The 21733-nt window shown below is 67.7% G+C and carries 21 protein-coding genes and 3 pseudogenes; 5 read left to right on the forward strand and 19 right to left on the reverse strand.

All coding sequences use genetic code 11. The annotated features are described in order from the left end of the window. Positions 1-332 precede the first annotated feature (332 nt). Positions 333-500 (reverse strand): hypothetical protein, encoded by a 168-nt coding sequence (locus IE255_RS38305; protein WP_167551655.1) that lies wholly within the window; start codon positions 498-500, stop codon positions 333-335. 671 nt (positions 501-1171) lie between these two features. Here IE255_RS38305 and IE255_RS38310 point away from each other — a divergent pair. Further along, complete coding sequence (locus tag IE255_RS38310; RefSeq protein ID WP_229906791.1) at positions 1172-3724, forward strand: DEAD/DEAH box helicase; 2553 nt, start codon at positions 1172-1174, stop codon at positions 3722-3724. A gap of 428 nt (positions 3725-4152) precedes the next feature. Here IE255_RS38310 and IE255_RS38315 read toward each other — a convergent pair whose 3' ends face one another. From IE255_RS38315 to IE255_RS38325, 4 genes are all read right to left on the reverse strand, one after another. Continuing rightward, positions 4153-4836, reverse strand: a complete 684-nt coding sequence (locus IE255_RS38315; RefSeq protein WP_190055059.1) for a site-specific integrase — start codon at positions 4834-4836, stop codon at positions 4153-4155. A 31-nt stretch (positions 4837-4867) separates the two neighbouring features. After that, positions 4868-5044, reverse strand: coding sequence for a PH domain-containing protein (locus IE255_RS40675; protein WP_505016485.1), 177 nt, complete (start codon positions 5042-5044; stop codon positions 4868-4870). Positions 5045-5275: 231 nt separating this feature from the next. Further along, the gene (locus tag IE255_RS38320) at positions 5276-5536 is read right to left on the reverse strand and encodes a hypothetical protein (protein WP_190055060.1); all 261 of its coding nucleotides are present in this window, start codon (positions 5534-5536) and stop codon (positions 5276-5278) included. Positions 5537-5871: 335 nt separating this feature from the next. Further along, positions 5872-6564: a hypothetical protein gene (locus IE255_RS38325; protein ID WP_190055061.1), complete on the reverse strand. Its 693-nt coding sequence runs from the start codon at positions 6562-6564 to the stop codon at positions 5872-5874. Positions 6565-6861: 297 nt separating this feature from the next. Between IE255_RS38325 and IE255_RS38330 the strand changes: the two genes are divergently transcribed. Beyond that, positions 6862-7794, forward strand: a complete 933-nt coding sequence (locus IE255_RS38330; protein WP_190055062.1) for an RICIN domain-containing protein — start codon at positions 6862-6864, stop codon at positions 7792-7794. A 503-nt stretch (positions 7795-8297) separates the two neighbouring features. Then, positions 8298-8708 carry a helix-turn-helix domain-containing protein gene (locus IE255_RS38335; RefSeq protein ID WP_190055063.1) on the forward strand — a complete coding sequence of 137 codons (411 nt, stop codon included), beginning with the start codon at positions 8298-8300 and terminating at the stop codon, positions 8706-8708. 94 nt (positions 8709-8802) lie between these two features. On the opposite strand, the gene IE255_RS38340 is transcribed toward IE255_RS38335, so the two are convergent. The 8 genes and pseudogenes from IE255_RS38340 to IE255_RS38375 form a co-directional block, all read right to left on the reverse strand. After that, positions 8803-9270 carry a S26 family signal peptidase gene (locus IE255_RS38340; RefSeq protein WP_229906792.1) on the reverse strand — a complete coding sequence of 156 codons (468 nt, stop codon included), beginning with the start codon at positions 9268-9270 and terminating at the stop codon, positions 8803-8805. Continuing rightward, a complete protein-coding gene (locus tag IE255_RS38345; RefSeq protein ID WP_190055064.1) occupies positions 9267-11126 on the reverse strand; it encodes an ABC transporter ATP-binding protein in 1860 nt (619 codons plus the stop codon). The genes IE255_RS38340 and IE255_RS38345 overlap by 4 nt, the downstream gene beginning before the upstream one ends. Next, positions 11123-11665, reverse strand: a complete 543-nt coding sequence (locus tag IE255_RS38350) for a TlpA family protein disulfide reductase (protein WP_190055065.1) — start codon at positions 11663-11665, stop codon at positions 11123-11125. The genes IE255_RS38345 and IE255_RS38350 overlap by 4 nt, the downstream gene beginning before the upstream one ends. A gap of 14 nt (positions 11666-11679) precedes the next feature. Next, positions 11680-12228 (reverse strand): MauE/DoxX family redox-associated membrane protein, encoded by a 549-nt coding sequence (locus IE255_RS38355; RefSeq protein WP_190055066.1) that lies wholly within the window; start codon positions 12226-12228, stop codon positions 11680-11682. Positions 12229-12332: 104 nt separating this feature from the next. Further along, entirely contained in the window at positions 12333-12515 is a 183-nt protein-coding gene (locus IE255_RS38360; protein WP_190055067.1) for a hypothetical protein, read from the reverse strand. Between the two features lie 285 nt (positions 12516-12800). After that, positions 12801-13067, reverse strand: a pseudogene (locus IE255_RS38365) (SAM-dependent methyltransferase); the annotation flags it as partial. A gap of 310 nt (positions 13068-13377) precedes the next feature. Then, positions 13378-13695 (reverse strand): annotated as a pseudogene (locus IE255_RS38370) (IS701 family transposase); the annotation flags it as partial. 291 nt (positions 13696-13986) lie between these two features. After that, positions 13987-14187 (reverse strand): DUF5133 domain-containing protein, encoded by a 201-nt coding sequence (locus tag IE255_RS38375; RefSeq protein WP_190055068.1) that lies wholly within the window; start codon positions 14185-14187, stop codon positions 13987-13989. Positions 14188-14454: 267 nt separating this feature from the next. Between IE255_RS38375 and ku the strand changes: the two are divergent. Continuing rightward, positions 14455-15362: pseudogene (ku, locus tag IE255_RS38380) on the forward strand (non-homologous end joining protein Ku). Here ku and IE255_RS39815 read toward each other — a convergent pair. From IE255_RS39815 to IE255_RS38410, 6 genes are all read right to left on the reverse strand, one after another. After that, positions 15359-15664, reverse strand: coding sequence for a DUF6233 domain-containing protein (locus IE255_RS39815; RefSeq protein ID WP_229906793.1), 306 nt, complete (start codon positions 15662-15664; stop codon positions 15359-15361). The pseudogene ku and the gene IE255_RS39815 sit on opposite strands and share 4 nt — an antisense overlap. Before the next feature lie 176 nt (positions 15665-15840). Continuing rightward, positions 15841-16140: a hypothetical protein gene (locus tag IE255_RS38390; protein ID WP_190055081.1), complete on the reverse strand. Its 300-nt coding sequence runs from the start codon at positions 16138-16140 to the stop codon at positions 15841-15843. 100 nt (positions 16141-16240) lie between these two features. Further along, positions 16241-17323 (reverse strand): M14 family metallopeptidase, encoded by a 1083-nt coding sequence (locus IE255_RS38395; RefSeq protein WP_190055069.1) that lies wholly within the window; start codon positions 17321-17323, stop codon positions 16241-16243. 2 nt (positions 17324-17325) lie between these two features. Beyond that, positions 17326-17646, reverse strand: coding sequence for a hypothetical protein (locus IE255_RS38400; protein WP_190055070.1), 321 nt, complete (start codon positions 17644-17646; stop codon positions 17326-17328). Continuing rightward, positions 17643-19190 (reverse strand): S8 family serine peptidase, encoded by a 1548-nt coding sequence (locus IE255_RS38405; protein ID WP_190055071.1) that lies wholly within the window; start codon positions 19188-19190, stop codon positions 17643-17645. Before IE255_RS38405 ends, IE255_RS38400 begins: the two co-directional genes overlap by 4 nt. A 373-nt stretch (positions 19191-19563) precedes the next feature. Continuing rightward, positions 19564-19980, reverse strand: coding sequence for a hypothetical protein (locus IE255_RS38410; protein ID WP_190055072.1), 417 nt, complete (start codon positions 19978-19980; stop codon positions 19564-19566). 328 nt (positions 19981-20308) lie between these two features. Between IE255_RS38410 and IE255_RS38415 the strand changes: the two genes are divergently transcribed. Further along, positions 20309-21235 (forward strand): AfsR/SARP family transcriptional regulator, encoded by a 927-nt coding sequence (locus tag IE255_RS38415; protein ID WP_190055073.1) that lies wholly within the window; start codon positions 20309-20311, stop codon positions 21233-21235. Positions 21236-21733: the final 498 nt, after the last annotated feature.

Raw genomic sequence — 21733 nt, forward strand, 5'->3', positions numbered from 1 at the left:
TGCGCGCGGTGGTTACGCTCCCGCTCCGCGGGAGCGTTGGAGGGATGCTGCGCACCCCTCCAACCGGACTGCTGCGCAGTCTAGTTGCCGCCCCGTTCGCTGCGCTCCCGGAGCGGCGGGACTTCGTCCCGCTATCGGGCTTCCGCTTTGCTCCAGCCCAAGCCGGCGGGTCCGCTGCGCTCCCCCGCCTAGCGGTCCTTCCGGCTCCGCCTCCAGGACCGTTGCGGCCCGCTAGCGCGAGCCGGGCTGGCTGCAGGAGCGGCATGCCTTGCTCGGACCGGCCCCTGCAGGCCTGATGACGAGCTGTCACGAGGCCTGCAGGGGCCGGGAGGTCAACGTCTCCGGGCCAAGCCAGTACCGACTCCGGCCACATGCAGTGCCAGCGCCATCAGCCCCAGCAGCATGACGTTTGTCGAGGAGAACACATCATTCGTGCTGAGGTCGGCCGCATTGATCAAGAACGCTACGAAGAACAACACCGCCGCGACTATGCCGAGCATGAACACGCTCCTCTCGTAGGGGTGAAGCCCGTATGCCCCGCCTCCGCCCCCACAGACATGGGCAGGGACGCAGCTCGCGCTTCGCGTTGTCCGAAGCCGGTGGCGAGAAGGGGTCGGCGAAGCGGCCAGGAGAAGGGCGCGCACGGCATGCGTACCGGCTGGTCCGGGGTCACCCTTGGTCTCGCGCCCCGGTCCGTCCCTCGAAATCACGTCGCACTCCCGCACCTTGGTCTTCCACCAGACCCGCCTCATCAGGAAGGTCCAAAACGGTGCCGCAGTCCTTGCACAGCCTCCCGTCTTCGGCCGGTGTACCGCACGCTTTGCAGAACCGGTTACCCATCTCGTCTTCAGTCTTCTGTGTCATGACACTCCACGGTAGGCAGGCGATGAAAAGAACGGAGTACCCATCTGCTCAGCGCTGATTCGCCAGTGTTGATGCACGATTACGGAGGAGAGATGCTTCGTTTTTGTAGTGCGATAGACTCTGGAATCAGATGGCTCCAGCTCTGCAGGCATCAGGAGCTCCCCGCGTGTGATCTTCCGTTCTAGATCAATGTAGATCCGGGATCTCGGCGCAGAGGCCTCGGTCCACCTTGCGGAGCCTCCAAGGGTGTTCTGGCGTCATGCGGGGTGCAGCCCTTCGTCCAGCTTGCACGAGAAGGCAGAGCGGAATGGCGATGAAGAAACTCCGTGCCCACCAGTGGGAAGCCGTGGACGCGGTACTCCAGGCACTCGAATTGCCTGCAAGATCTACTGTGCCCGGGCGGGGGCTCCGCACTCAGGTGATCATGGCGACCGGATCGGGCAAGAGCCTCGTCGCTGTCCGCAGTGCGGAGGAACTACACGCGGGTCGGGTGCTCGTCCTCGTGCCCTCGCTGGACCTGCTCGCCCAGACCGAGGCCGCGTGGCGCGAGGGGGGCCGCACAGGCCCGATGATCGGGGTCTCGTCCCTGCGCGGTGGGGAGGCGTCCTTCCCTAACACCACGGACGTGGGCGAGCTGGTCGACTGGGTGCGACCGCTCGACAAGGTCACCGTCTTCGCCACGTACGCCTCGCTCGGGCTCGGCACGCTGGAACGCGCGCACGCCGCGGGCCTTCCGGGTTGGTCGCTGATCGTCGTGGACGAGGCACACCGGGTTTCGGGCCGGATCGGCAGGCCGTGGGCGGTCGTCCACGACAACACCCGCATCCCCTCCCTGCGCCGCCTCTACATGACCGCCACCCCCCGGCTGTGGCAACTGGACGAGGACGCCGAGCAGGGCGCGCCAGGTGAGCTGGTGGCGAGCATGGAAGACGACCCGGACGGGCCGTTCGGCAGCAGGGCGTTCACGTTGACGCTCTCGGAGGCCATCGACCGCGGGATCTGTGCCCCCTATCAGGTGGTGTGCGTGGACATCACCGACACCCAACTCCAAGCCGCCATGCTGCTCGGTGCCGAGGGGCGGTCGGACCAGGTCCGCGGGGCCCGGCTCGCCGCCCTGCAGACCGCCCTGGTGAAGGCATCGGCCGAAGAAGGCTTCCGCCGCACGCTGGTCTTCCACCACGTCGTGAAGGAGGCCGAGGCTTTCGCGGCCGGCCTTGGCGACGTCGCCAAGCGCCTGCACGCCACCGACCCCAAGCTGTATCCCAAAACCATCTGGGCCAACTGGCTCTGCGGCGAGCACAAGCCGCTCCACCGGCGCCGCGTCCTGGACGAGTTCTCCAGAGGAATCGCCGCTGACGGCACCGTGGTGGAGAAGACGTTCCTCGGGTCCGTTCGCGTGCTCGGCGAAGGCATCGATACATCCCACTGTGACTCCGTGTACTTCGCCGACGTCCGCGGCTCCATGCCCGACCTCGTCCAAGCCGTCGGCCGCGCACTGCGCATGCAACCCGACGAAGGCAAGACGGCGTCGCTGGTCGTGCCCGTCCTGCTCGGGCCCGGAGAGACTCCGGACAACATGCTCACTTCCCGGGCGTTCGGCGGCCTGGCCAAGCTGCTGGAAGCGCTCAGGGCGCATGACGCCCGCATCGTGGAGCAGCTCGCCGAGCAACAAGCACCAAGCCGTGTCAGGGGCGTGCAGAGCCGCAGCGGAGAGGAAGGCGAGGGGGCCGAGAGCGACCGAAGCGACCGACTGTCGGTGCCAGCCAGAGAGCTGCTGAAGTTCAGCACCCCGCGTGACCCCGCCCAGCTGGCCGCCTTCATCAACCTGCGGGTCCTCAACCCCGAACACGAGCACTGGCGGCGCGGCATCGAAGCCGCCGCCATCTACGCCCGCCAGCACGGCGACCTCAAGGTCCCCTTCACCTACCGGGTGCCCGCCGTCGACGACCAGGAGGCGGAAGCCGAGGGGTGGCCAGCCTCCCTCGCCGCGTTCCCACTGGGGCAATGGATCGCCGACAACAGGAGGTTCTACGCCCGCGGGGACATGGATGAGGACCGCGTCGCGCAGCTGGAGCGCCTCGGCATGGTCTGGTCGCACTACGACGTCGCATGGGAAGAGGGCCTCGCGGCGGCGCGCGGGTGGGCAGAGGAACACGGCCACCTGCTGGCGCCGCTGGACGCCACCCACCAGGGTTACAAGGTCGGGATCTTCCTCAAGAACGCCAGGGCCGCCGCCCGCCGGGGCATCCAGGCCGAGCAACGGCAGGCGGAGGGACTGCCGGTGAAGCCGACCTCGGCCTGGGTGCTCTCGGCCGAACGACGCGAACAGCTGGAAGACATCGACCCGTCCTGGTGCCCGACCTGGCCGGTGGAATGGCAGCGGGCCTTCCACCTCACCAGGCTGCACCTGGACGAAGGCGGCGCACTGCCGACGTCGCCGGGTGACGTCGTACGCCAGGGCGAGGACCTTGGCCGGTGGGTGCGGTCGGTCCGGCTCGGGTGGGACAAGCTCACCACCGTGCAGCAGTGGATGTGCGAACACATCCTCGACATCCAACCCGCCGACGAGCACGAGAAGCCCAAACCGCGGCGTTCGCAGGCCGACAAATGGGCCCTCAACTACACCGCCGCCCGCCAGTACTACCAACGCGAAGGACACCTCCGCGTACCACGCAAACACACCGAACGGATCATCGTCGGCAGCGGGGACGGGGACGCGGACGGCCACGAGGACGGCCAGGACCAGGAGCAGCGAGAGATCAAGCTGGGGGCATGGATCAACAACCAACGCTCACGCGCCGCGACACTGTCGCCGCAACGCGTGGAACAGCTCTCCGCCATCGGAATGCGCTGGACATAGAGGTTCTGCCGCGCGGCTGCCCAGGCGTCAGCGGCCTTCCCGCAACCCTAAGCGGGAAGCGTACGTTTCGCGTACCAAACACGGGGCGGGTGGCGTAAGAATCGTGTCGCTCCTGCCCCCACCGGCAACAGATGCTGCTGAACGCGGCGGGACGGCAATTCTTGGCAGAGCTGTGCGGCGTCGAACAGGAGATGCTGGCGCAAGCGCTACGCAGCCGCTTACGTTCCGTCGGGGGCGGCAGCGGAGACCGGGACGCAACCAGCGCATCGACCGCGTCGAACAACTCGGACATGGAACACCTCCGGAGTATGGCGTACCTGTCGCGTACGTATCGCGTACGAACCTGGTCTGCGCAGGCTTGTTTCTTGGCCATGCCTGAACTGGCCGGAGGCAGTACACAAAATCCCAGGGCGATGGGTGCTGGTCTGTCACATGAAGCTGGCCGGCGGCGTTGTTCCGGGCCGGTAGTGGGCGACTCCTGCGTAGGACATGCCCAGCGATGTGGTGAGTACCTTGATGTCGAGTTCGTCTGCGAGGGTGAGCAGGCGGGTGGAGCGCAGGATGCGTGGCAGTAGACCGACGGGGGCGAGGCTGTCGCGGACGTGAGCGGCGCCGGCGGGGCCGCGGCGCGTCCGGGTGAGGCGTGTGACGAGCAGGTGGGGGTTGTCCGAGCCGAGGCGGCGTCGATGTTCTTGGCAGCGCTGCAGGGCCCCCCAGGTCGCGTCGTCCAGAGGGAGGGCCACTGACCTGCCGGGAAACTGAACGCTCTGGTGATCAGGGTCGATTCCGGTGTCGGTGAGCAGGCGTAGCTCGGTGATGGTTGCTGCGTGGAGCAGGGTGGCGAGTCCGATGAAGGCCTCGTGCGGGTGGATGTCCTGCTTGGTGGTCCACCGCCTGTACAGGGCTCGCTGCTGAGCCAGTGCAAGGGTAGGTCCATGAAATCCCCGTTGCTGCACCGCGGTTACCGGGTCGGCGGGGTTGTGGAGGACCGCCTTGGAGCGGTGGGCATAGGCGAAGAACTGACGCAGCCCCGCGAGGCGGGGAGCACGGCGGGCCGGGGCGAGGGACAGGAAGGATTCCAGCTGCGCGGTGGTGACACTCGCCCAGTGCACGTGGCCCTCGGCGTAGAGGTGGAGGGCCAGGTCACGGACGGCGTCCAGGCGGATCTCGATGGCGGGTCTCGCAGTACAGGATGCGAGACAGCGGATACACCTGGCGCCGCTTCCACAGGCGGCCCCGCTCGACGACGACGCAGTCCGCTGTCAGCGTGTACCGGGAGTACCGGTAGCGGAGCGGAATCAGTACGAGGGCGTCGAACACTGCGAACGCCAGGGCTGCCGACCGCGAGGAAGTAGATCCAGCTGCGCCACGCCGGCGAGAGCAGTGAAAGTTGGGACAGGACGACGGCGAGGGCGAGCACCAGGACGGCGCCGACCGCGTTCTCTACCTGCCAGAAGAGCACCGACCGCCTGTCCAGTTGCCGCGCAGTGGCATCCGGTTCCGTGACAGCCAAGGCTTCCGTCTCCGGCTCATCAGCCAGTGTTCGAGGGCTCATGGCGTCTGCCGCGTCGAGCCCGGGGACCTGTCCGCCTCGGCCTTCCTTCTGGCCTGCCGTCCGCCCGACCACATCCACAGCAGCATGACCAGGCCGGCCACCGACACCAGGGACGACCGCAGATCAAGCCGGTCCTGAACGGCCATCACCACGACGGCGGCGATCCACAGGCATGGCACGACGGCGCCCAGCCAGACCGCTCCCCTCCTTGCCATGACCAGATGCAGACCCAGCACCGCCAGGACCGCTGCGGCCACCACGAGAAGGGTGAAATCTTGGGACACCAAGGACTCCGTTCAGAATTGATCAGACGACGACATGCATACGTTCGGGCGGGAGGTGAGGAGCCTCAGCCATCGGACCGAGCGTAACTCCTCTTTGCAGAACGGCTGGTGATCTCGGCCAAGGCGGACCGAAGTCGCTCACCGGGGCTGAAAAAAACCGGGCCTGTGCCACGTCTCCCCGAATGCCGCGTGAAAGTTTGCGCCAGCATGAAAATGACGGGCCTGCGCCGTTCAGGCACAAAACTATCGGCCGGACCGGCCAGGGCTGCCGGACGAGCCGGCGCCCACATTGGGCAGCCGCGCTTCGGTCATCTTTCTGGGATTCCCCGCCGGCTGTCCCAGACGGAAGGACGCTCGCCCGGTGTAAGGAAGCTGTTGATGCGGCGGGCGAACTCACCCCCGGGCAGAGGCAGCTCGGTATCGGGTTCACGAAGGTAGCCCGCGGTGACGGCAGTGGGGATGTAGGCCATGAGCTTGCTCACGCCAGCGGGTCGGGAGCGGACGGTCTGCTTGGCGAGATGGCGCAAGATACGCATGAAGTGGGTGGTGGAGGTGCTGGTGATGCGGTGGTCTGCCGGGTGCCAGGTGCCGCCGTCGTCGAATGCCGGCCGTTCGGGCGGGGGCTGGACGTCATCGGTCTGGCGGTGCCAGAAGGCCGCGGTATCCCGCTCGCCGAGCGCCAGGTGATGCAGGTAGAGGCAGTAGGCGGCGGCTTGTCCGGCGCCGGCGGCGTACTGCCACCAGAAGCGGGCGCCCTCGTTGGTGTCGGTCAGCTGCAGGACGCAGGCGAGGACCAGGGCGGCGGCGCGAGGTTCGGGAACCTGGTGGGTGACGAACCTGGCCATCGTGCGTGGCGGGGTATGCCGGACGAGGGCTTCGCACAGGGCGCGCAGGTCTTCAGCCGCGGCGTGGCGGCCGCCGCCCGGGGCGTTCTGGGCGGCTTCGGCAGCGTCCTCGGCTGCTGGCGCAGAGGTCCGCGGGGGGACGATGTCGCGGGGCATGGTGCGCTCGCGGACGAGCAGGGCTCTGGAAAGGAGTTCTTCATGCCGGTCACGAGGTGTTCCCTTCGTCGGTCGGGGGCGGCGGGCACAGGAGGCTTTCCAGGAAGCGGGTGGCGTGGCACCCGACGACCGCACGCAGCCAGGAGCACCTTGGGATGGGTGCATGTAGCGTGCGTCAGCTCAGCCCGCACACCGCCATCCAGCCTGGTCAGGACGCCCTCGGGATCCTGTCCGGGACTCGCCGGCAAGCCCGGTACTCATCTTGCCGGTACTCAGGGACCGAACCAGGATGTCTGCATGCGAAGGACGGGAGAATTAGATCCGCAGCAGATCGAGGACATCGCCGGTTTCATCGCCGCCTTGCGCCAACTCAAGGAGCGTTCCGGGCTGACGTATCGGCAGTTGGAGAAAGAGGCCGCTGCGCGCGGTGAGGTACTACCTCGCAGCACCCTCGCCAATGTGCTTGGCGGCAAGACCTCACCCCGCTTGGAATTGCTGGCCGCCTTCGTGCGTGCCTGTGGTGATGGAGAGCGGGCGGCGCAGTGGCTCGAAGCCTGGGAGGAACTCGCCGGCCGGGATGGCCAGGCGAGTGAAAGCGGTATCAGGAGACCTGCCCGGTGGATTCTTTCGCTCCCCACCTCCCGCGGGGGATTGGCCCTCCTGGTGTCAGTGGTCGTAACGGTCTCGCTGGCCGCCAGCGTATGGATGTGGGTCTCCTACGGCGAATCGGACAGCAACAGACAAGCTGGGGGCGGGGTTTCGGCCTCACCCAGTGTCTGGCCCAGCCTGCCCTCAGGACGCGTGCGGATCCGACCTGTTCTGGCGGAAGGCCTCTGTGTGACGGACGGGCGCGTTCAGGGCTATGAGCCTTTCGTGGCTGTGCAGCGGCCGTGCGACGAAGTGGCGCCCCAGGAGACCCTGTTGGAACCACTGGGCGGAAACTCCTTCCGGATCCAGTGGTACCACCCCGACCACGGCAAGGGCTGTCTGAAGGCGCTGGCAGCGAAGCCGGTGGCGGGCCTGCTGGAACCGTGGGAAGCCTGTGAACAATCCAGCCGCTTCCGGATCGAGCCCACCGGACCGGAGGGAAGCAGCCGCTACGTGCTTCGGGTGAGCGGCGAAGGATGCGTCGGCATCACGGGCACGGCACCATCTGAAGGCACTGAGGTAAGGATGGGCCCCTGTCGAGGTGAGCCCAGTCAGCAATTCATCATCGAATCCGCACCCTGACCTACCCCAAGATTTGACGGCCCGACACCTGGAACGCAGCACTGTCAACGCGATCGAGTCGTCAACTCCCCGCGACCGGCGGGTGGTCAGCACTCGCGGTCACTTCCGGAACGGGCAGGCCACACCCAAAGCGCGTCTCCACAGCGTTCATGTCGCGCGACCCCATCGGCACGGGGCAGGTCAGCGACGAGTAGTCGAACTCCCCCCGCCCGGCGACGGACGTCGTCCGGGCTACGTGACCGCTGGCGAGCACCGCCCCGAGCGGCCGGAAAGCCCGCCGGGCCGTCCGGGACAGTTCAGAACGCGCAGGTGACAGCGGTGATCGGTGTCCGGGACACCAAGGGGGCCGCAGGTGTCTTGCGGCCGAGAAAGCCGATGGTCACCATCGGGCTGCACCGTCGTGCCGGCGTTTCCGCCGCCCCCTCACGAGAGGCCACAAGATGAGGCATCACTGTCCGCCCCGCCCCGACGACGTATCCGACCCCCGGTCGTTCGTGGACCGCATGCGTGCACTCAAGGCGTGGTCCGGGCTGACGTACCGGGAGATCGCGGCTCGCGCGCGGCAGAACGGCGACTCGTTGCCTTCCAGCACGCTCGCGACCGTACTAAGCCGCACCACCTTGCCTCGGGAGGACGTCGTACGGGCGTTCGTGCGGATCTGCGGAGGCGAGGGCGAAACGGACGCGTGGTTGCGGGCGCGCAGCGGGATCGTCCGGGCTGCCTGGACGCCGGCCGTCCCGGATGCGGCGCCAGGGCCGGCTCTCAACGACGGGGAGGGCACCGACGGACGTCACCAGATGGCCGACGCCGCTGTCGCCGCGGTGTTCACCGCTGGCTGCCTGACCTCCTGGTGGTTCGGCAAACGACTCGGCAGCAGGGCCACACGGACACGCCACGGCCGGGGAACGCACTGAATTGGATGCCCGGGAACCGTTTATTGATCGCCGTGACGGCAAGGCGGCCGACGGCCGGCCGGGCCTCTCGCTCACCGCTGGAAACCAACGGCCTTCACCGCCGCTGCGCGCCCTCGGGCCGGGGCAGGGACCAGCTCACCACCCCGAGCACGTCCCCCAGTGGGAAGAAGCCCAGCTGGCGTGAGTCTACGCTGGCGGCGGCGTTGTCGCCGAGGAGTACCACGCAGCCTGTCGGCACCCGCGCCTCGCGGCCTTTCGCCAGCCGGGGGACCGACCCGAACGGCACCGGTTCCCCCGGCATCGCCGCCACCCTCTTCACGATCAGCGGACTGTGCCGGTCCTCCCTCCACACCGCCGGTGACCGGGGGCGCAGCGCCACCACGACCTGCCCTCGGCGCACCGTGCGCGTACGGCGCACCAGCAGCCGGTCTCCGTGGTGGTGCGTCGGGGCCATGCTCGTCCCGCGCACGGTGACGACGAGCAGACGGCGGGCGGCGCCCGCCCAGCAGACCGCGAGGACGGCCACCACCGTGGGCATCCAGACGTCCCGCCCGCCGTTCACGGTGACATTTCCGTCAGCGCCGCCCCCTCGGACGGTCCGGCGTCGGGCAGGTAGCCCGTGGCCTGGAGGGCGAAGAGCCGCGCGTACTCGCCACCGACCGCCAGCAACCGCGCGTGGTCGCCGCGCTCGACGATGCGCCCGCCGGAAAGGACGACGATGACGTCGGCATGGCGGAGCGAGCCCATCCGGTGGGAGATGAGGACGCTGGTGTGCCCCCGGCGGTGCCGCGCGATCGAGGCGTGGATCTGGTACTCGGCCTCGGCGTCGAGTCGTGCCGAGGGCTCGTCGAGGATCATCAGGTCCCGCGTGCCGCGAAGGAAGGCCCGCGCCAGAGCCAGGCGCTGGCTCTGACCGCCGGACAGCAGCACACCCAACTCCGGGTCTGCCCTGTCTTCCTCCGTGAAGAACGTCCGGGTGAGCGGTGTCCGATAGCCCTTCGGCAGCTCCTTGAGGGTGTCGTGCGCCCCGGCCCGCCGCGCGGCGGAGACGATCTGTTCCTCGTCGTCGAACGCGCCGAGGTCGCCGAGCGCGATGTTCTCGGCCGCCGTCAGGTCGTACTGCATGAAGTCCTGGAACACCGCGGTGATCCGGTCGCGCAGCTCCGCCGGATCGACCTCGCGCAGGTCGACCCCGTCCCACAGGATGGCGCCCCGGGTCGGATCGTAGAAGCGGCAGAGCAGTTTGACCAGCGTCGTCTTGCCCGACCCGTTGAGTCCTACCAGGGCCAGCGAATTTCCATGGGGAATGGTCAGGTTGACGCCTTTGAGGACCCATGGGTGCCTCTCCGAGTAGCGGAACCACACGTCGCGCAGCTCGATGCCCCGGCGCAGGGCGGGAAGCGGCCGGGGCTCCGGGGCGAGCAGCAGGTCCGGCGGGGCCTCGATCACGTACCGGTAGTGGCTGAAGATCAGCAGTGACTCGCTGGCACGGGCCGCCTCGTGCGCCAGCGAGGCGAACGCGGACTGGGTCCCGGCGATGGCGGCGACGAGGAGCGTGACGTCACCGGCCGACAACTCCCCCTGGTACGTGGCGCGCACCGCCCACAGCAGACTCCCGCCCGTCATCAGCGAGGCGAGCAGCCCCAGGCCCGATTGCACGGCGACCTCGCGCCGGTCCACGGCTCGGCGGGCCGCGTTGGCCGTCCGCCGCTCGGCGAGCATCCGGTCTCGCAGGAAACCGCCGATGGCGAAGAGGCGCACCTCCTTGGCCGCCTCGGCGTCCGCCAGGAGGCCGCCGTAGAACCATTCCCGCCGCTCCGTCGCCCCGACTCGCCAGGCCACGCCCGCACGCCGACGCGAAAGGGCGATCTCCGCGCAGAGCGTCGGCACTCCGGCGGCGGCCACCAGGATGGCCAGTACCGGGTTGAGCACCAGCAGGGAACCCAGGAAGCCGGTGACGGTGATCGCGGACCGTGCCAGACCGAGTGCCGCGTTCATCACCTGCGCGGGGACCCGGCCACCGCCCTGCCGGGCCAGTTGCAGCCGGTCCAGGAAGTCCGGGTCTTCGAAGCGGCTCAGGCCGGGAAAGCCCGCCGCCTTGGTGAAGAGCCGGGCGTCGGCGCGGAGTGCGGTACGCCGATCCACTTCCGCGGACAGGTAGCGGCACACGTGCGGCAGCAGGGCGGCGACGGTGCCGACGACCGTGAGACCGAGCGCCGGGGCGAGCAGCACGCTCATCCCCGCGTCGGATCCCAGGTTGTCCAGCACCGACTTGGTCAGCCACGCCGCGGCGACCGTCAGCAGACCGGCGGACAGACTCAGTACGGCGTACAGCACGCACGCGACCGGAGCGGCCCCGGCCGCCAGGGTGACGGCCAGTAACAGCCCGCCCCGGTGCGCGGGCACGAACGGATTCATCGCGGAGCCGCCTCGCGCGCCAGGTCTACCGTATGACCGCTGACCACGGTGCGGCCCCGATCCGAGCGGACGCGCAGTGTCGCAGGGAAGGCGTCCACCCGAAGGGCCTCGCACACCGACCCGCCCCTCGGCTCCACGACGACTCGGGCCACCGGGCTCAGCTCCCGCACGAAGCGCTCGCACTCCTCCGGTTCCCCGACGACGACGGCGAGCGTCCGGTTCCGGCCGCCGGGCTCGGCGGCCGCGTACGCGATGAGCTCGGGCAGCTTCGCCCGGCAGGGCTCGCAGTGCGGGGCAAGAAAGGCGATCAGTGCCCCGTCCGGCAGCGAGGACCGGCTGACCACCGCGCCGTCCACCGCCACGGCGGTGAAGGCGGGCAGTTCCTCTCCGGGGCGCAGCGGCGTCATCCCCCCGCCCGGTTCCATCGCGGGCCCGGCCGGGCCGTACTCCCGCAGCTTCTTGATCACTCCGATGGTGAGCAGCAGGTCCAGCACGCACAGGATGCCGACGAGCACCACTGCCGAGGTCAGAGCAGCCATCCAGCACCTCTCAGTCACTCAGTCATGGAAGGGGCGACCGGCCGGAAGAGACTCACCAGGTCCTCCACCACGGTGACCAGGCCGCCGGCGATCACTCCCGCGCACCACGCCACCGCGACCGTCCCGGGGTCCGCTCCACCGGCCGGACCGGTCGCCACGGCTGCCGCGCCCGTCCCGGCGACGGACGCCAGCAGCCCGTTCCGTACGACGTGCGCCCGGCCCAGAGGTGCGGCCGAGCGTCCGAAGCACCGGCATTGCACGGTGGTTCCTCTGCCCACCGACCGGGCGATGACCAGGGCGAACACCGCGAGAAGCGCGGTGGCCGCCAGCAAACCCGCGAGTGTCGCAGGGGGGTACGGCAGGGTCAACGCGAGGCAGACGGCGCCCTCCACCGCGACCACCGCGAGGGCGACGGCCCGCACGGCCGGCCCGGACACCGCGGCGAGGGGCCGTAACGAGTCGGCGAAGGCGGAGAACGCCCCGGCCCTGCCGACCTTGCCGGCCACCGCGATGAGGAACACGGTGGTCAGCAGCCCGCGCACGCCGTAAGCGAAGTAGTTCATTGCCGCCTCACTCGGAGCCCGGGCCCCGCTGGCCCGAGCCCCGTCAGAACAGGAGGGAGGGCACACCGAGCGGTAAGCCCTCCCCGGTCACCGGTGCTCCGCCGTCAGCAGTGGCTGAGCGACGGCTCGCCGTACCAGCGGCAGTTCCTGCCGTTGTTGTCGCAGCACCAGTCCTGCCAGTAGCCCTCGGCGTTGCAACGCGTGATGCACCTGAGCGCGTCCGCGTCGGCGGAGGGGAGGAACCGTTCCAGGAGGGAGGTGCCGAGGTGGCCGATCCTGTTGAGCATGAACACTCCTAGTTTCGACAGCCCCTCGCGTCCCGGAGGGAGATGTCCGATAGGGAGGCGAGGGGGTCCGGACCCGACCCGGTGAGCGGGCGGGATGAACGCTGACGAGTCTTGGGTGGGGTGAGCACTGGGTTCAACGCTGGGGCGGCGATCCGACACGTTCCGAACGCGTTCCGGACATCGGGGCCTGGTGGGAGCGCTTGTTCCGGACACGTCCGCAGGCCCGTTCCGCACGCCGGTCACCGGGCGGGGCGAAGCGCCCTTGCGGACCGCTCCAGGGCGGGTTCAGCCCTCGCGGACGGCCAGCGCCAGGAAGCGGGTGTCCTCGTCGGTGTACGACGTCATGTGCCACCCGCAACCGGCCAGCAGCGGGCGGAGGTTGGGCCCGGCCCGCGTGTCCTCCGGGGTGAGCGGACGGCCGTGGCGCGCGGCCAGTGCCGCCCTGCCGATCGGGTGGAACGGTGCGAGCACGCCACCGGGACGCACCACCCGGGCCAGCTCCCGCAGGTTCTCGGCCGGACTCGGCAAGATCAGGCCCGCCCCGAACTGAGCCGAGGCTCAGAAGCCGTATCTCAACCGATCTCGGAACGTGTGGCTCGAACAGAGGTCCGTGTCGGGTGATCTCCCGGCGGTACGCGCATGAAGGCGGGGGTGAGTGCCCGTTTGTGATCGTTGGAGATGGATGGCGTCCGCCAAGTGGTGTAGCCGATCAAGTCGCCGGAATCCGCTGGTCGGCGGCGGTGGCTATGTGTGACCAGGCGGCTCAACTAGTACTCCAGCAGCGGTTCGTATCCTGAGCTCCGTTTTCGATAGTGGCAGCGGCAGGCGATGGCTTGGCGGCGTCTTCTCCAGGCCGACCACTTCAGTGCGTGGGTGACGGCGTTGCGGTCGGCTCGTGGGTGGGGCAGGAGAGCGTCCAGGAGTCGCCGTATCTCTGCCACGGTGAGCGGGACGAGGGCTGATCCGTTTCTGCAGCCCCCTTTGCCGCATCACCGGCCTGGGCTGCGAGTGCTGTCAGGAAGGCGTGGGCGAGCATGGCCAGGGTGATGTGCCGGTACCAGCCGATGTAGCGGCGGACCTCGTACTGGTCCAGGCCGCATTCGTTCTTCGCGGCCTGGAAGCACTCCTCGATCACCCAGCGAGAGCCGGCGACCCGGACCAAGACGCCGTTGGTGTCGGCCTTCCATCCGGAAGGGCCCGTCCCCGTGCCGAAACATAGGGGGAAGCGGGCATCGCCGCTCTCGCCTGGCCAGCCCAAAGGCCAGGCGAGAGCGCAACGGTCCCATGAGGACATCAGGACCGTAGAGCACGGCACTGACAATGCCCGTGCCACAGCACAGACCTTCGGCTGTCGAGCCAGCCCGCGGCATCCGTGGATGACACTGGCCCGCAACACCCGCCTGGTCTGCGTATCCAGCAATTGGAGAAGCGCCGCGCGCGAATCGATTCAGTGACGCAGAGGCTGCTCGCGTCACATGGCGTCGGCAAGCTGCCGACGAGCCGCAGACAGCGCCGCGTCCAACTGGCGGGTGCCCGTGAGCACACACAGCGTGTACGACGCGTCATCGAGCTGACGCTTGGTCTCCGCGCTACCGTCGGACGCCAGGCGCCGCCTGAGCGTCTCGCAGCGTTCAACGAGCTCCCGCAGGAGCGAAGGGTGTGCCGTGAGCATGACGGCCACCTCCGTCCTCGCCCGGCTGGACCCGCCTTCTTCACTCTCACGGTCGCAAGTCCCGCAGCCCGCCGCATCCGGAAGCCAGGCAGCCCGCCGGGTCACGCGTGAGGGATGCGACCGGCAGCCCGATTGTGCTTTTGTGAATCGCGCTGAGGTTGGCCAGGCCCCGAGGACGACTTCTCCCCCAGGGCCCCGTGGAGCACGTGCGCAGCTGCCATTGCCCTCATAGCCTGGTGTTGCTCGGGGTAGCCACGGAGGTCTGTCATGCCCCGGAACATCTGGAGCGGCGCGATCAGCTTCGGGTTGGTCACCGTGCCGATCACCGTGGCCAGCGCTACCGAGGACCACTCGATCAGGTTCCACCAGTACCACCTGGAGGACATGGCCGGGTGCGGGTGCGCAAGTACTGCGAGATCGAGGACCGCGAGGTCGACCAGGGCGAGATCGGCAAGGGCTACCAGCTGACCAAGGGACAGGTCATCCCCATCAGCGACGAGGAGCTGCGGGATCTGCCCCTGCCGACGGCGAAGGCGATCGAGATCGTCGCCTTCGTGCCGCTGGACTCCGTCGACCCCCTCAAGATCGGCGAGGGCTACTACCTGGCGCCGAGCGGGCAGGTCGCCACGAAGCCGTACAAGCTGCTGCGCATGGCCCTGGACCGGAGCAGCAAGGTGGCCCTCGCGAAGTACGCCTGGTCCGGACGGGAGAGGCTGGGCCTGCTGCGGGTGCGGGACGACGTGATCGTGCTGCACGCGATGCGCTGGCCGGATGAGATCAGGTCGCCGGAGGAACTGCTGCCGCCGCCCGTCGAGCTGAGCGACGAGGAGATCGACGGCGCGCTCGCACTCCTGGACACCATGACCCGCGAAGATCTCGAGGGCGAGGAGTTCCAGGACACCTACACCGAGGCACTCGCGCAGATCATCGAGGCCAAGCGGGAACACCGCGAGCCGCCGAAGCTTCAGGAGCCGGAGTCGCAGGCGGGACAGATCGTCGACCTGATGGCCGCCCTGAACGAGTCCGTGCAGAAAGCGCGGGCCTCGCGCGGCGAGGACGCCGACGTACACGAGCTGCCGAAGAAGAAGACAGCGAAGAAGCAGCCGGCCAAGAAGACCACCGCGAAGAAGACCACGGCGAAGAAAACGTCCGGGCGCCGGCCGCGCAGCGCCTAGACCTCGATACCGAGCACCGTGTCCGGCCTGCACTTCGAGCACGCCGGCACCTGATGGCGCAGTGCCTCGAGCGCCTGCACCCTGGTCGCCGGCCTCACCCGCTTGCCCGGGTCCCAACACTCCCCCGTGTAGACGGCGACGATGTTGCTGCGGTCCAGACCGCGCTCGATCAGCCACTCCGGCGCCGTCGGGCGCCGCGCTTCGCCGACGCGCCGCTCCTCGTCGGCGATCCACCTGCGGGTGCGGGCCAGCTCTTCGGCTACCGCCGCCTGACCGTCCGATACGAACGAAAGGGCTCGCACTTCCTCGGCCTGGCCGCTGCCCTGACCTGCTACAGCTCGCGAAACTTGCCACGTGAGACGCCCTCTTTGGCGCACGGAGCGAACCTTATAACTGCGCGGCTGGTTCACTCCGTTCCTGCCCTCACCGCCCCCCTGACCTCACGGGTTGGGGAGGCACTCGAACGAGTAGCGCCGTTTCATTGGTGGTCATCGAACAGGACCGCGTTGACGATGTGCGCTCGTACATCGTTCCTGGTGCGCTCGGCGAGCCCGGAGTCCATTGAGTAGGCGCTTACGGTCATCCACAGGTTTCCCGATTGGGGAACGCAGACCACTGTGGCGATCACGTCGCTGTTCCCGCCTATCACTTGGTAATCGTTGTCGGCGGACGTGTCCCAGATCGTGAATCCCTGCCGCCTCATCGCGGACTCCGCGAAGCGCAAGCCAGTCTTGAGACTCGCCTGTTTGGTAAACGTGCCCCAATGCGCATGCAGCATGCGAACTCTCCCTTCGGGAAGGACCAGCGGTCCGTGGAACCCGGTGAGCTCCAGGCGCCGGTCTTGCACAATTTGCGTTTACGAGAATTGCCAGCGCCCACTACGCCCCGTTGGTCACGTTGGGGGCGTTCAGCGCGAGTGCCAGCAACGCGGCCGAGACCTCCCGGATTACCTGTTCCGCCTCGCTGAACGCTGGTTGGAACCTGTCACCGCACTCGATGGTGTAGCTGAATACCTTCGTGGCGGCCGGGTTGGTGAAGTGGCGACTGTACGCGTAGTCGTCGCTCGTTCCCGAGGTGGGGTACAGCCCGTAGGCTGCCTCGACCCCGTAATCGACGCCGCGCACGGCACCTGCCGCGTCGTTCATGTGCTCCGACAGTTCGACCGCGGTCTTCAGGTCCGCTTCGGGAATGAACTCGCCGATGCCGTCGTCTGGCCGCCCCCGTACGTCATCGAGATTGGGGTTGCGGAAGTTGTCGGTTGGGGTGGTGGACTGATTCTGGTCGGAGCCCCAGTTGTGCAGGATCGCCGGGCCCGCGCTGTGGACGTCGACCATCCACCGGATCTGCGGGTTGCTGTCGAGCGCCCAGACAACGTTGCGGGTCTCGGGCTCCGACGCCGCCGCTGGTCCTCGGTAGACGTGCGGATCGCACGGGTTGTCCGAGGTGTGGACATCTGCGTCCGTGGCGAACTTCGCGGTGTGGTTCCAGAGGAAGTCGAAGTTGCGGTTCAGGTCCACGCCCACGCAAGACGGGCCATTGGACCCTGCAGGTGCCGGCCGGCGGTTCTTCCGCCACATCGCGGAAGTGGTTTGGCTGAAGGCCCGGCCGTCGGGGTTGACGCAGGGGAAGAAGAACAGATTGAAGTTCTCGACAACCTGCGTGACCTGGGCCGCCGTGAACGTCGACGACCCGTAGCCGAGCCCGGTGGCCGAGTCGTGCGCCTCGAGTAGGTCTGCTGCCAACGAGATCAGCGCGTCGGGCGGCATCCACTCCCGGGCGTGTATCCCGCCCAGCAGCAGGATTGCGGGTACCTCGTTGACCTGCCGTGTCCCGACCCGCAACAGCCGCGTTGTTCGGCCCTCGTGGGTGCGGTGGGGCGGAGTGGTGATCTCTGTCGGCCCGGGGTAGGCGTCGTGCAAACTATCGATCGCTGATTCGATCTCGGCCACATTGAGATACACGGTCACTCCTTCCGACCGAGACCGTGCGGGACGACGTCCCGGTCGGCAAAGCGGTCACCACCGCCGACCTCTTCTTTCCGGTTACGCCAGTTCTCCGTGACGTTCTCGACTTCGGTGATGTTCACCAGCGGTGCCGATCTGGCTGCTCTGGCCTGGTCGAGTTGGTCCTGCCGGAAGTAGAGGTCGAGTCCGACGCCCGCCCGGGTGCCGCGCGCGATGGCGCGGCACCCGACGTCGGCCTGTGTCTCGTGGAGGAACTCCTTGAGGGCTTCGGCGTTCTCGGCGACGACGTGGCAGCGGAAGACGTCCGGTTCCTCGCTCATGGCCTCATCCTCGCGGCGAGCGCGACAGCCTGATGGGCGTTCACGCGGCCGAAGCCGTAGTCGTCGTTGTGGCCGGCCGCGTCGTACTGGACTTCCGGTCCTCCGATCTTGTCAGCCGACTTGTGCATCACCTCGCGCAGTTGGTCTCGCGTGAGGTGGGGGTTCACCGACAGTGTCAGTGCAGCGCACCCGGCAGCGCAGGGAGCGGCGAAGCTGGTGCCGGTGTTGGTTCCGTAGCCGCCGCCGGACTTGGTGCTGAGGACGTTGACGCCAGGTGCGATGAGTTCGACCTTTGGGCCGCGTGCCGCATTGTCCTCCCTGTCCTGGTTGGTCGATCGCACCACGGCGATCACATCCGGATGGGAGACCACTTCGTCCTTGGCGATGTCGACGTTCCTGCCGTTGCTCGCCGCCCAGAAGATCGGCAGTCCCTTGCCCTGACGGCCGTTGGCGGCGGCGAATTCGAGAGCGAGGTCCAGGGTGCTGGTGAGATCCCAGTCCGCGCCGTTCGGGCCCAGGCTGCTGACCAGGATGTCCGCCCCGCTGCCAGGGCCGATCCCGGAAATTTCTGTCGAGGGGTCCGTTGCGTATGCCACAGCGCGGGCGAGCGTTGTCTGCGAACCGATCTGGTCCGGCAGGACCGCAAGGAGCATCAGGCTGCACTCGGGGGCCGCGCCTGTTCCGCCCGCCCCGTTGTGCCGGGCCCCGACCAGGCCGGCGCAGAAGGTACCGTGGTCCTTGTCGGGCATCCCCGAGGTGCCTTGGACGAAAACCACGCCTCCCACCTCGTGGAAGAATCCCGACAACGGATCCAGCCCGGCGGCAAGGTCCGGGTGTTCCGCGTCGAAGCCGTTATCGATAACGGCGACCCGAATCCCGGCCCCGAAGGTATGGTCCCAGGCCGGCTCGATGTGAACGTCGGCGTCCGGTGTACCGCCGTTTGTGCCGGCGTTCCTCCATTGCCACTGCTGGGGGTACCGGGCACCGGTGGGCCTGAACCGGGCGGGGACGTGCTCGATGAGTGACGGTTCAGCGAAAACGAAACGGTCGTTTTCATGGAGTTCGACGGAGGCCGCGAGGGCGTCCTGCGACGCTGTGGTGCGCACCTCATACAGGTTCTTCGCGAAGCCGAGTTTTTTGACAACGGTCAGACCGACCGCTTCGAGTTCGCGTTCGGCCTGGTCCTCAGAGAGTGTCGGCTGCAGCCGGACAGTCAGTGCGTCGGTCGCGATACCGATCCTGCCGTTGGGCCGCTGGATGACCTTGCCAGCCGCTTCCGCCCCGGGGAGCTCCGCCCCTGTGGTGAACGCTTCCTGGGTCCGCTGGTTGGGTCTGACGAATACCCAGTTCGCGCGTGCGAAGGCCTCGGTCGTCTCGTCGTCAACGCCGGCCTCGCGTACCTGATCGAGGGCGCTGCTCCCCAGTTCTGCCTCCACCCCGGCGGCTGCTGTACCGGGGGTTTCCCTGCCTATCTTGACCGCGACTACATCGTCGAGTTGTTCGGCTTCGACGAGTTGGCCGCGCTGGTAGTACTGACGTGGCATGACGCGCCTCTTCATGTCGGGTGAATTCGCTGGCCGGTGACGGCACGGTCCCCGAACCCGCAGCCGGAGGTCCGTCCCCCGCTGCGGGGCCGGAGTTCAGCGTGAGCCCGGTACCTGAGTTACGGCACAGAGACCGGACCATTTGTCCTGCTTCCCGACCCCTGCCTTCGCTTCTCCAAAGCTCACGCGGAGCGCGTGGACTTACGGCCGCATACCTGCGCCGAGCTTTCCGGGATCCCGGAAAGCTCGGCTGCATCCCGGAACCGATTCCCCGTCTCTTTGATGAGTCCAGTCGCCGGATGCGCAATCCCAGAGCTCGTGGATAGCCCGAGAATTCTCACCAGGCGGCACCGAGAGCAGGAATGTCGGCCACCTACCAGCTGAACCCAACGCCAATACCGAAGGCGCTGATTCCGATGGAGGCCCTTGCCTGACCATCAGATCGAGCGACAGGCTGCCGGCTTGGCTGCACGGACTCCCCGATCATGGCAGACCGGGCAGGGACTCCGGAGCTACTCCGCCAGTGCAGGTCCAGGTCGACGCCGTTGGCCAGCGTCCAGAAACGGTCGTACAGCTCGTCCGCATCGCGCACGGCGTCCGACGCTATGCCTTCCTCCCTCGCCGCATCCCTGACGTGTGCAGCGAAGCTTTCCGGGTCCTTGAGCTTGTTGAGGGAGGCGAGGATCCCGTCCGAGATTCCCTTGCTCATGAGCTGGACGACGGTCGAATACGCCTCGTAGTCGGCGTCCGATTCTGCTGCTCGCGCTGGTGCTGCTTTTGTGGCGACCATCAAATTACCTTTCTGGGTCGACTCCCACCCATTCGCCAGTCTTTTCAGGCGATGTCGCAGAGGGTGCGGACGTGCTGCTTGGCGATATCAAGCCGCGGATCCGCGGTCCCCGCACAGGAAGGAGATCCTGAATCCTTCTGTCCGCGAGCATTCCCCGCCCCTGTTTTCGCGACGTGGGGCGGACGGTGTAGTGGCGTTGCTCAAGCGTTTCTGAGGCATCAACGGCTCGTCGTCGCCGCAGGAAGCGGCGCCTGGTGCGGAACCCAAAAAGGAATGCGAGCAGCATGCTTGCCCCGCCGTCACCTGCGCCAATGAGCGGACCAACCGGATGCGCCTGACACATGCCGACGGCACAGTGGTGAGCGTGTGCGGAAACGAAGCTTCGAACGAGGTATCGCTCGAACTACTGGGTACCTTCGAGCTCACCTGCGGCGGTAGCAGGGTGCCCCTGCCTCTTGGATCTCAGCGGCTGCTGGCGTTCCTAGGCCTCAGGCCCGACGGCATCCACCGCGGCGCGGCAGCGGAGCAGCTGTGGCCCGACTACCCGTTCCACCGCGCTGCGGCCAACCTGCGCTCGGCACTGTGCCAGGCACGGCGCGCCTGCTGTGTCACAATGGTTGACTGCGTCGGGCAACGCCTTCGGATATCGCCGGTGGTACGGGTCGATATGCTCCGGATTCGCGACTCGGCCTGGCAGATCGTCGACGGGCTGGCACCGCCGCCCTCCGATGGTGAGACGCTCACAGATGAGTTCACCCGGGAGCTGTTGCCGGGGTGGCCTGACGAGTGGCTGCACGTGGACCGCGAACGCTGGGACCAAATACGCCTGTACGCCCTGGAGGGACTGGCTCAGCGACTGCTGACCGCCAAGCAGTACCTGCCCGCCCTCCAAGCTGCGTTGGCGGCCACCGCAATCGATCCGATCCGGGAGACTGCCCACCGCATCGTCATCGAGATTCATCTCGCGGAGGGCAACGTCGCCAGCGCGGTCCAGTGTTACAAGCAATACGAGGCCTACCTTCAGCGGGAACTCAGAGTAAGCCCGTCACCGCAGATGACCGATCTTCTGCAGGGACTGCCATGCCTCGAACGGGACTGGCACAGGCAGCAGCGCAGTGCGCCGAGGCAGGCACCAGTGCCTGCACCTGACCGGCCGCCCGGACAGGCCGACGCCTCACGCGTCAGAAACGCGGCAGTGACACACTCTGAACGCCTCGGTCAACGCCGGCATGACGGCCCGGGTCTAGGTTGGTAGCGGGTCTCACAGAGGGAAGAGCTTGAGCACGACCCGAGTCGACCGAGAGGCGAGCACACGCAAGTCGCCCAGACTGGCTATGCCGCAGCAGATGCCGTCGGCTAACCGCACGCGCACCGCGCGCACCACCGCCGTCGGCAGCGTCGGCCTGAAGGCCAGCGCCGAGTGGACAAGCCCGGCAACGCTGGGTCAGGTTCTCCTTGAATTAACCAGGGCAAGGCCGTCGCCGATCGAATCCAGGGGCTCTCTGGGCACCCTCAGGGACCGTTCGGATGGTTACGAGCTGATCTAGCTCTACTTCACTCTGAAGAAAGTGCGCCAGACCATGCAGCGACAAGCCCCTATTTTTGCCTTAGTGGCACTTGGAGGCGCCCATGTTCTGTGGAATTACACAAGACATGGAATCCGATGACATAAGGGACCCCCTTGAAGCAACAAGACCCCGGATGTAGCGCGCCGATTTCAGACGCGCGTATGCGACGCCGCGCAATGCGCTGT

It is taken from the genome of Streptomyces lomondensis (genome assembly GCF_014651035.1).
Taxonomy (GTDB): domain Bacteria; phylum Actinomycetota; class Actinomycetes; order Streptomycetales; family Streptomycetaceae; genus Streptomyces; species Streptomyces lomondensis.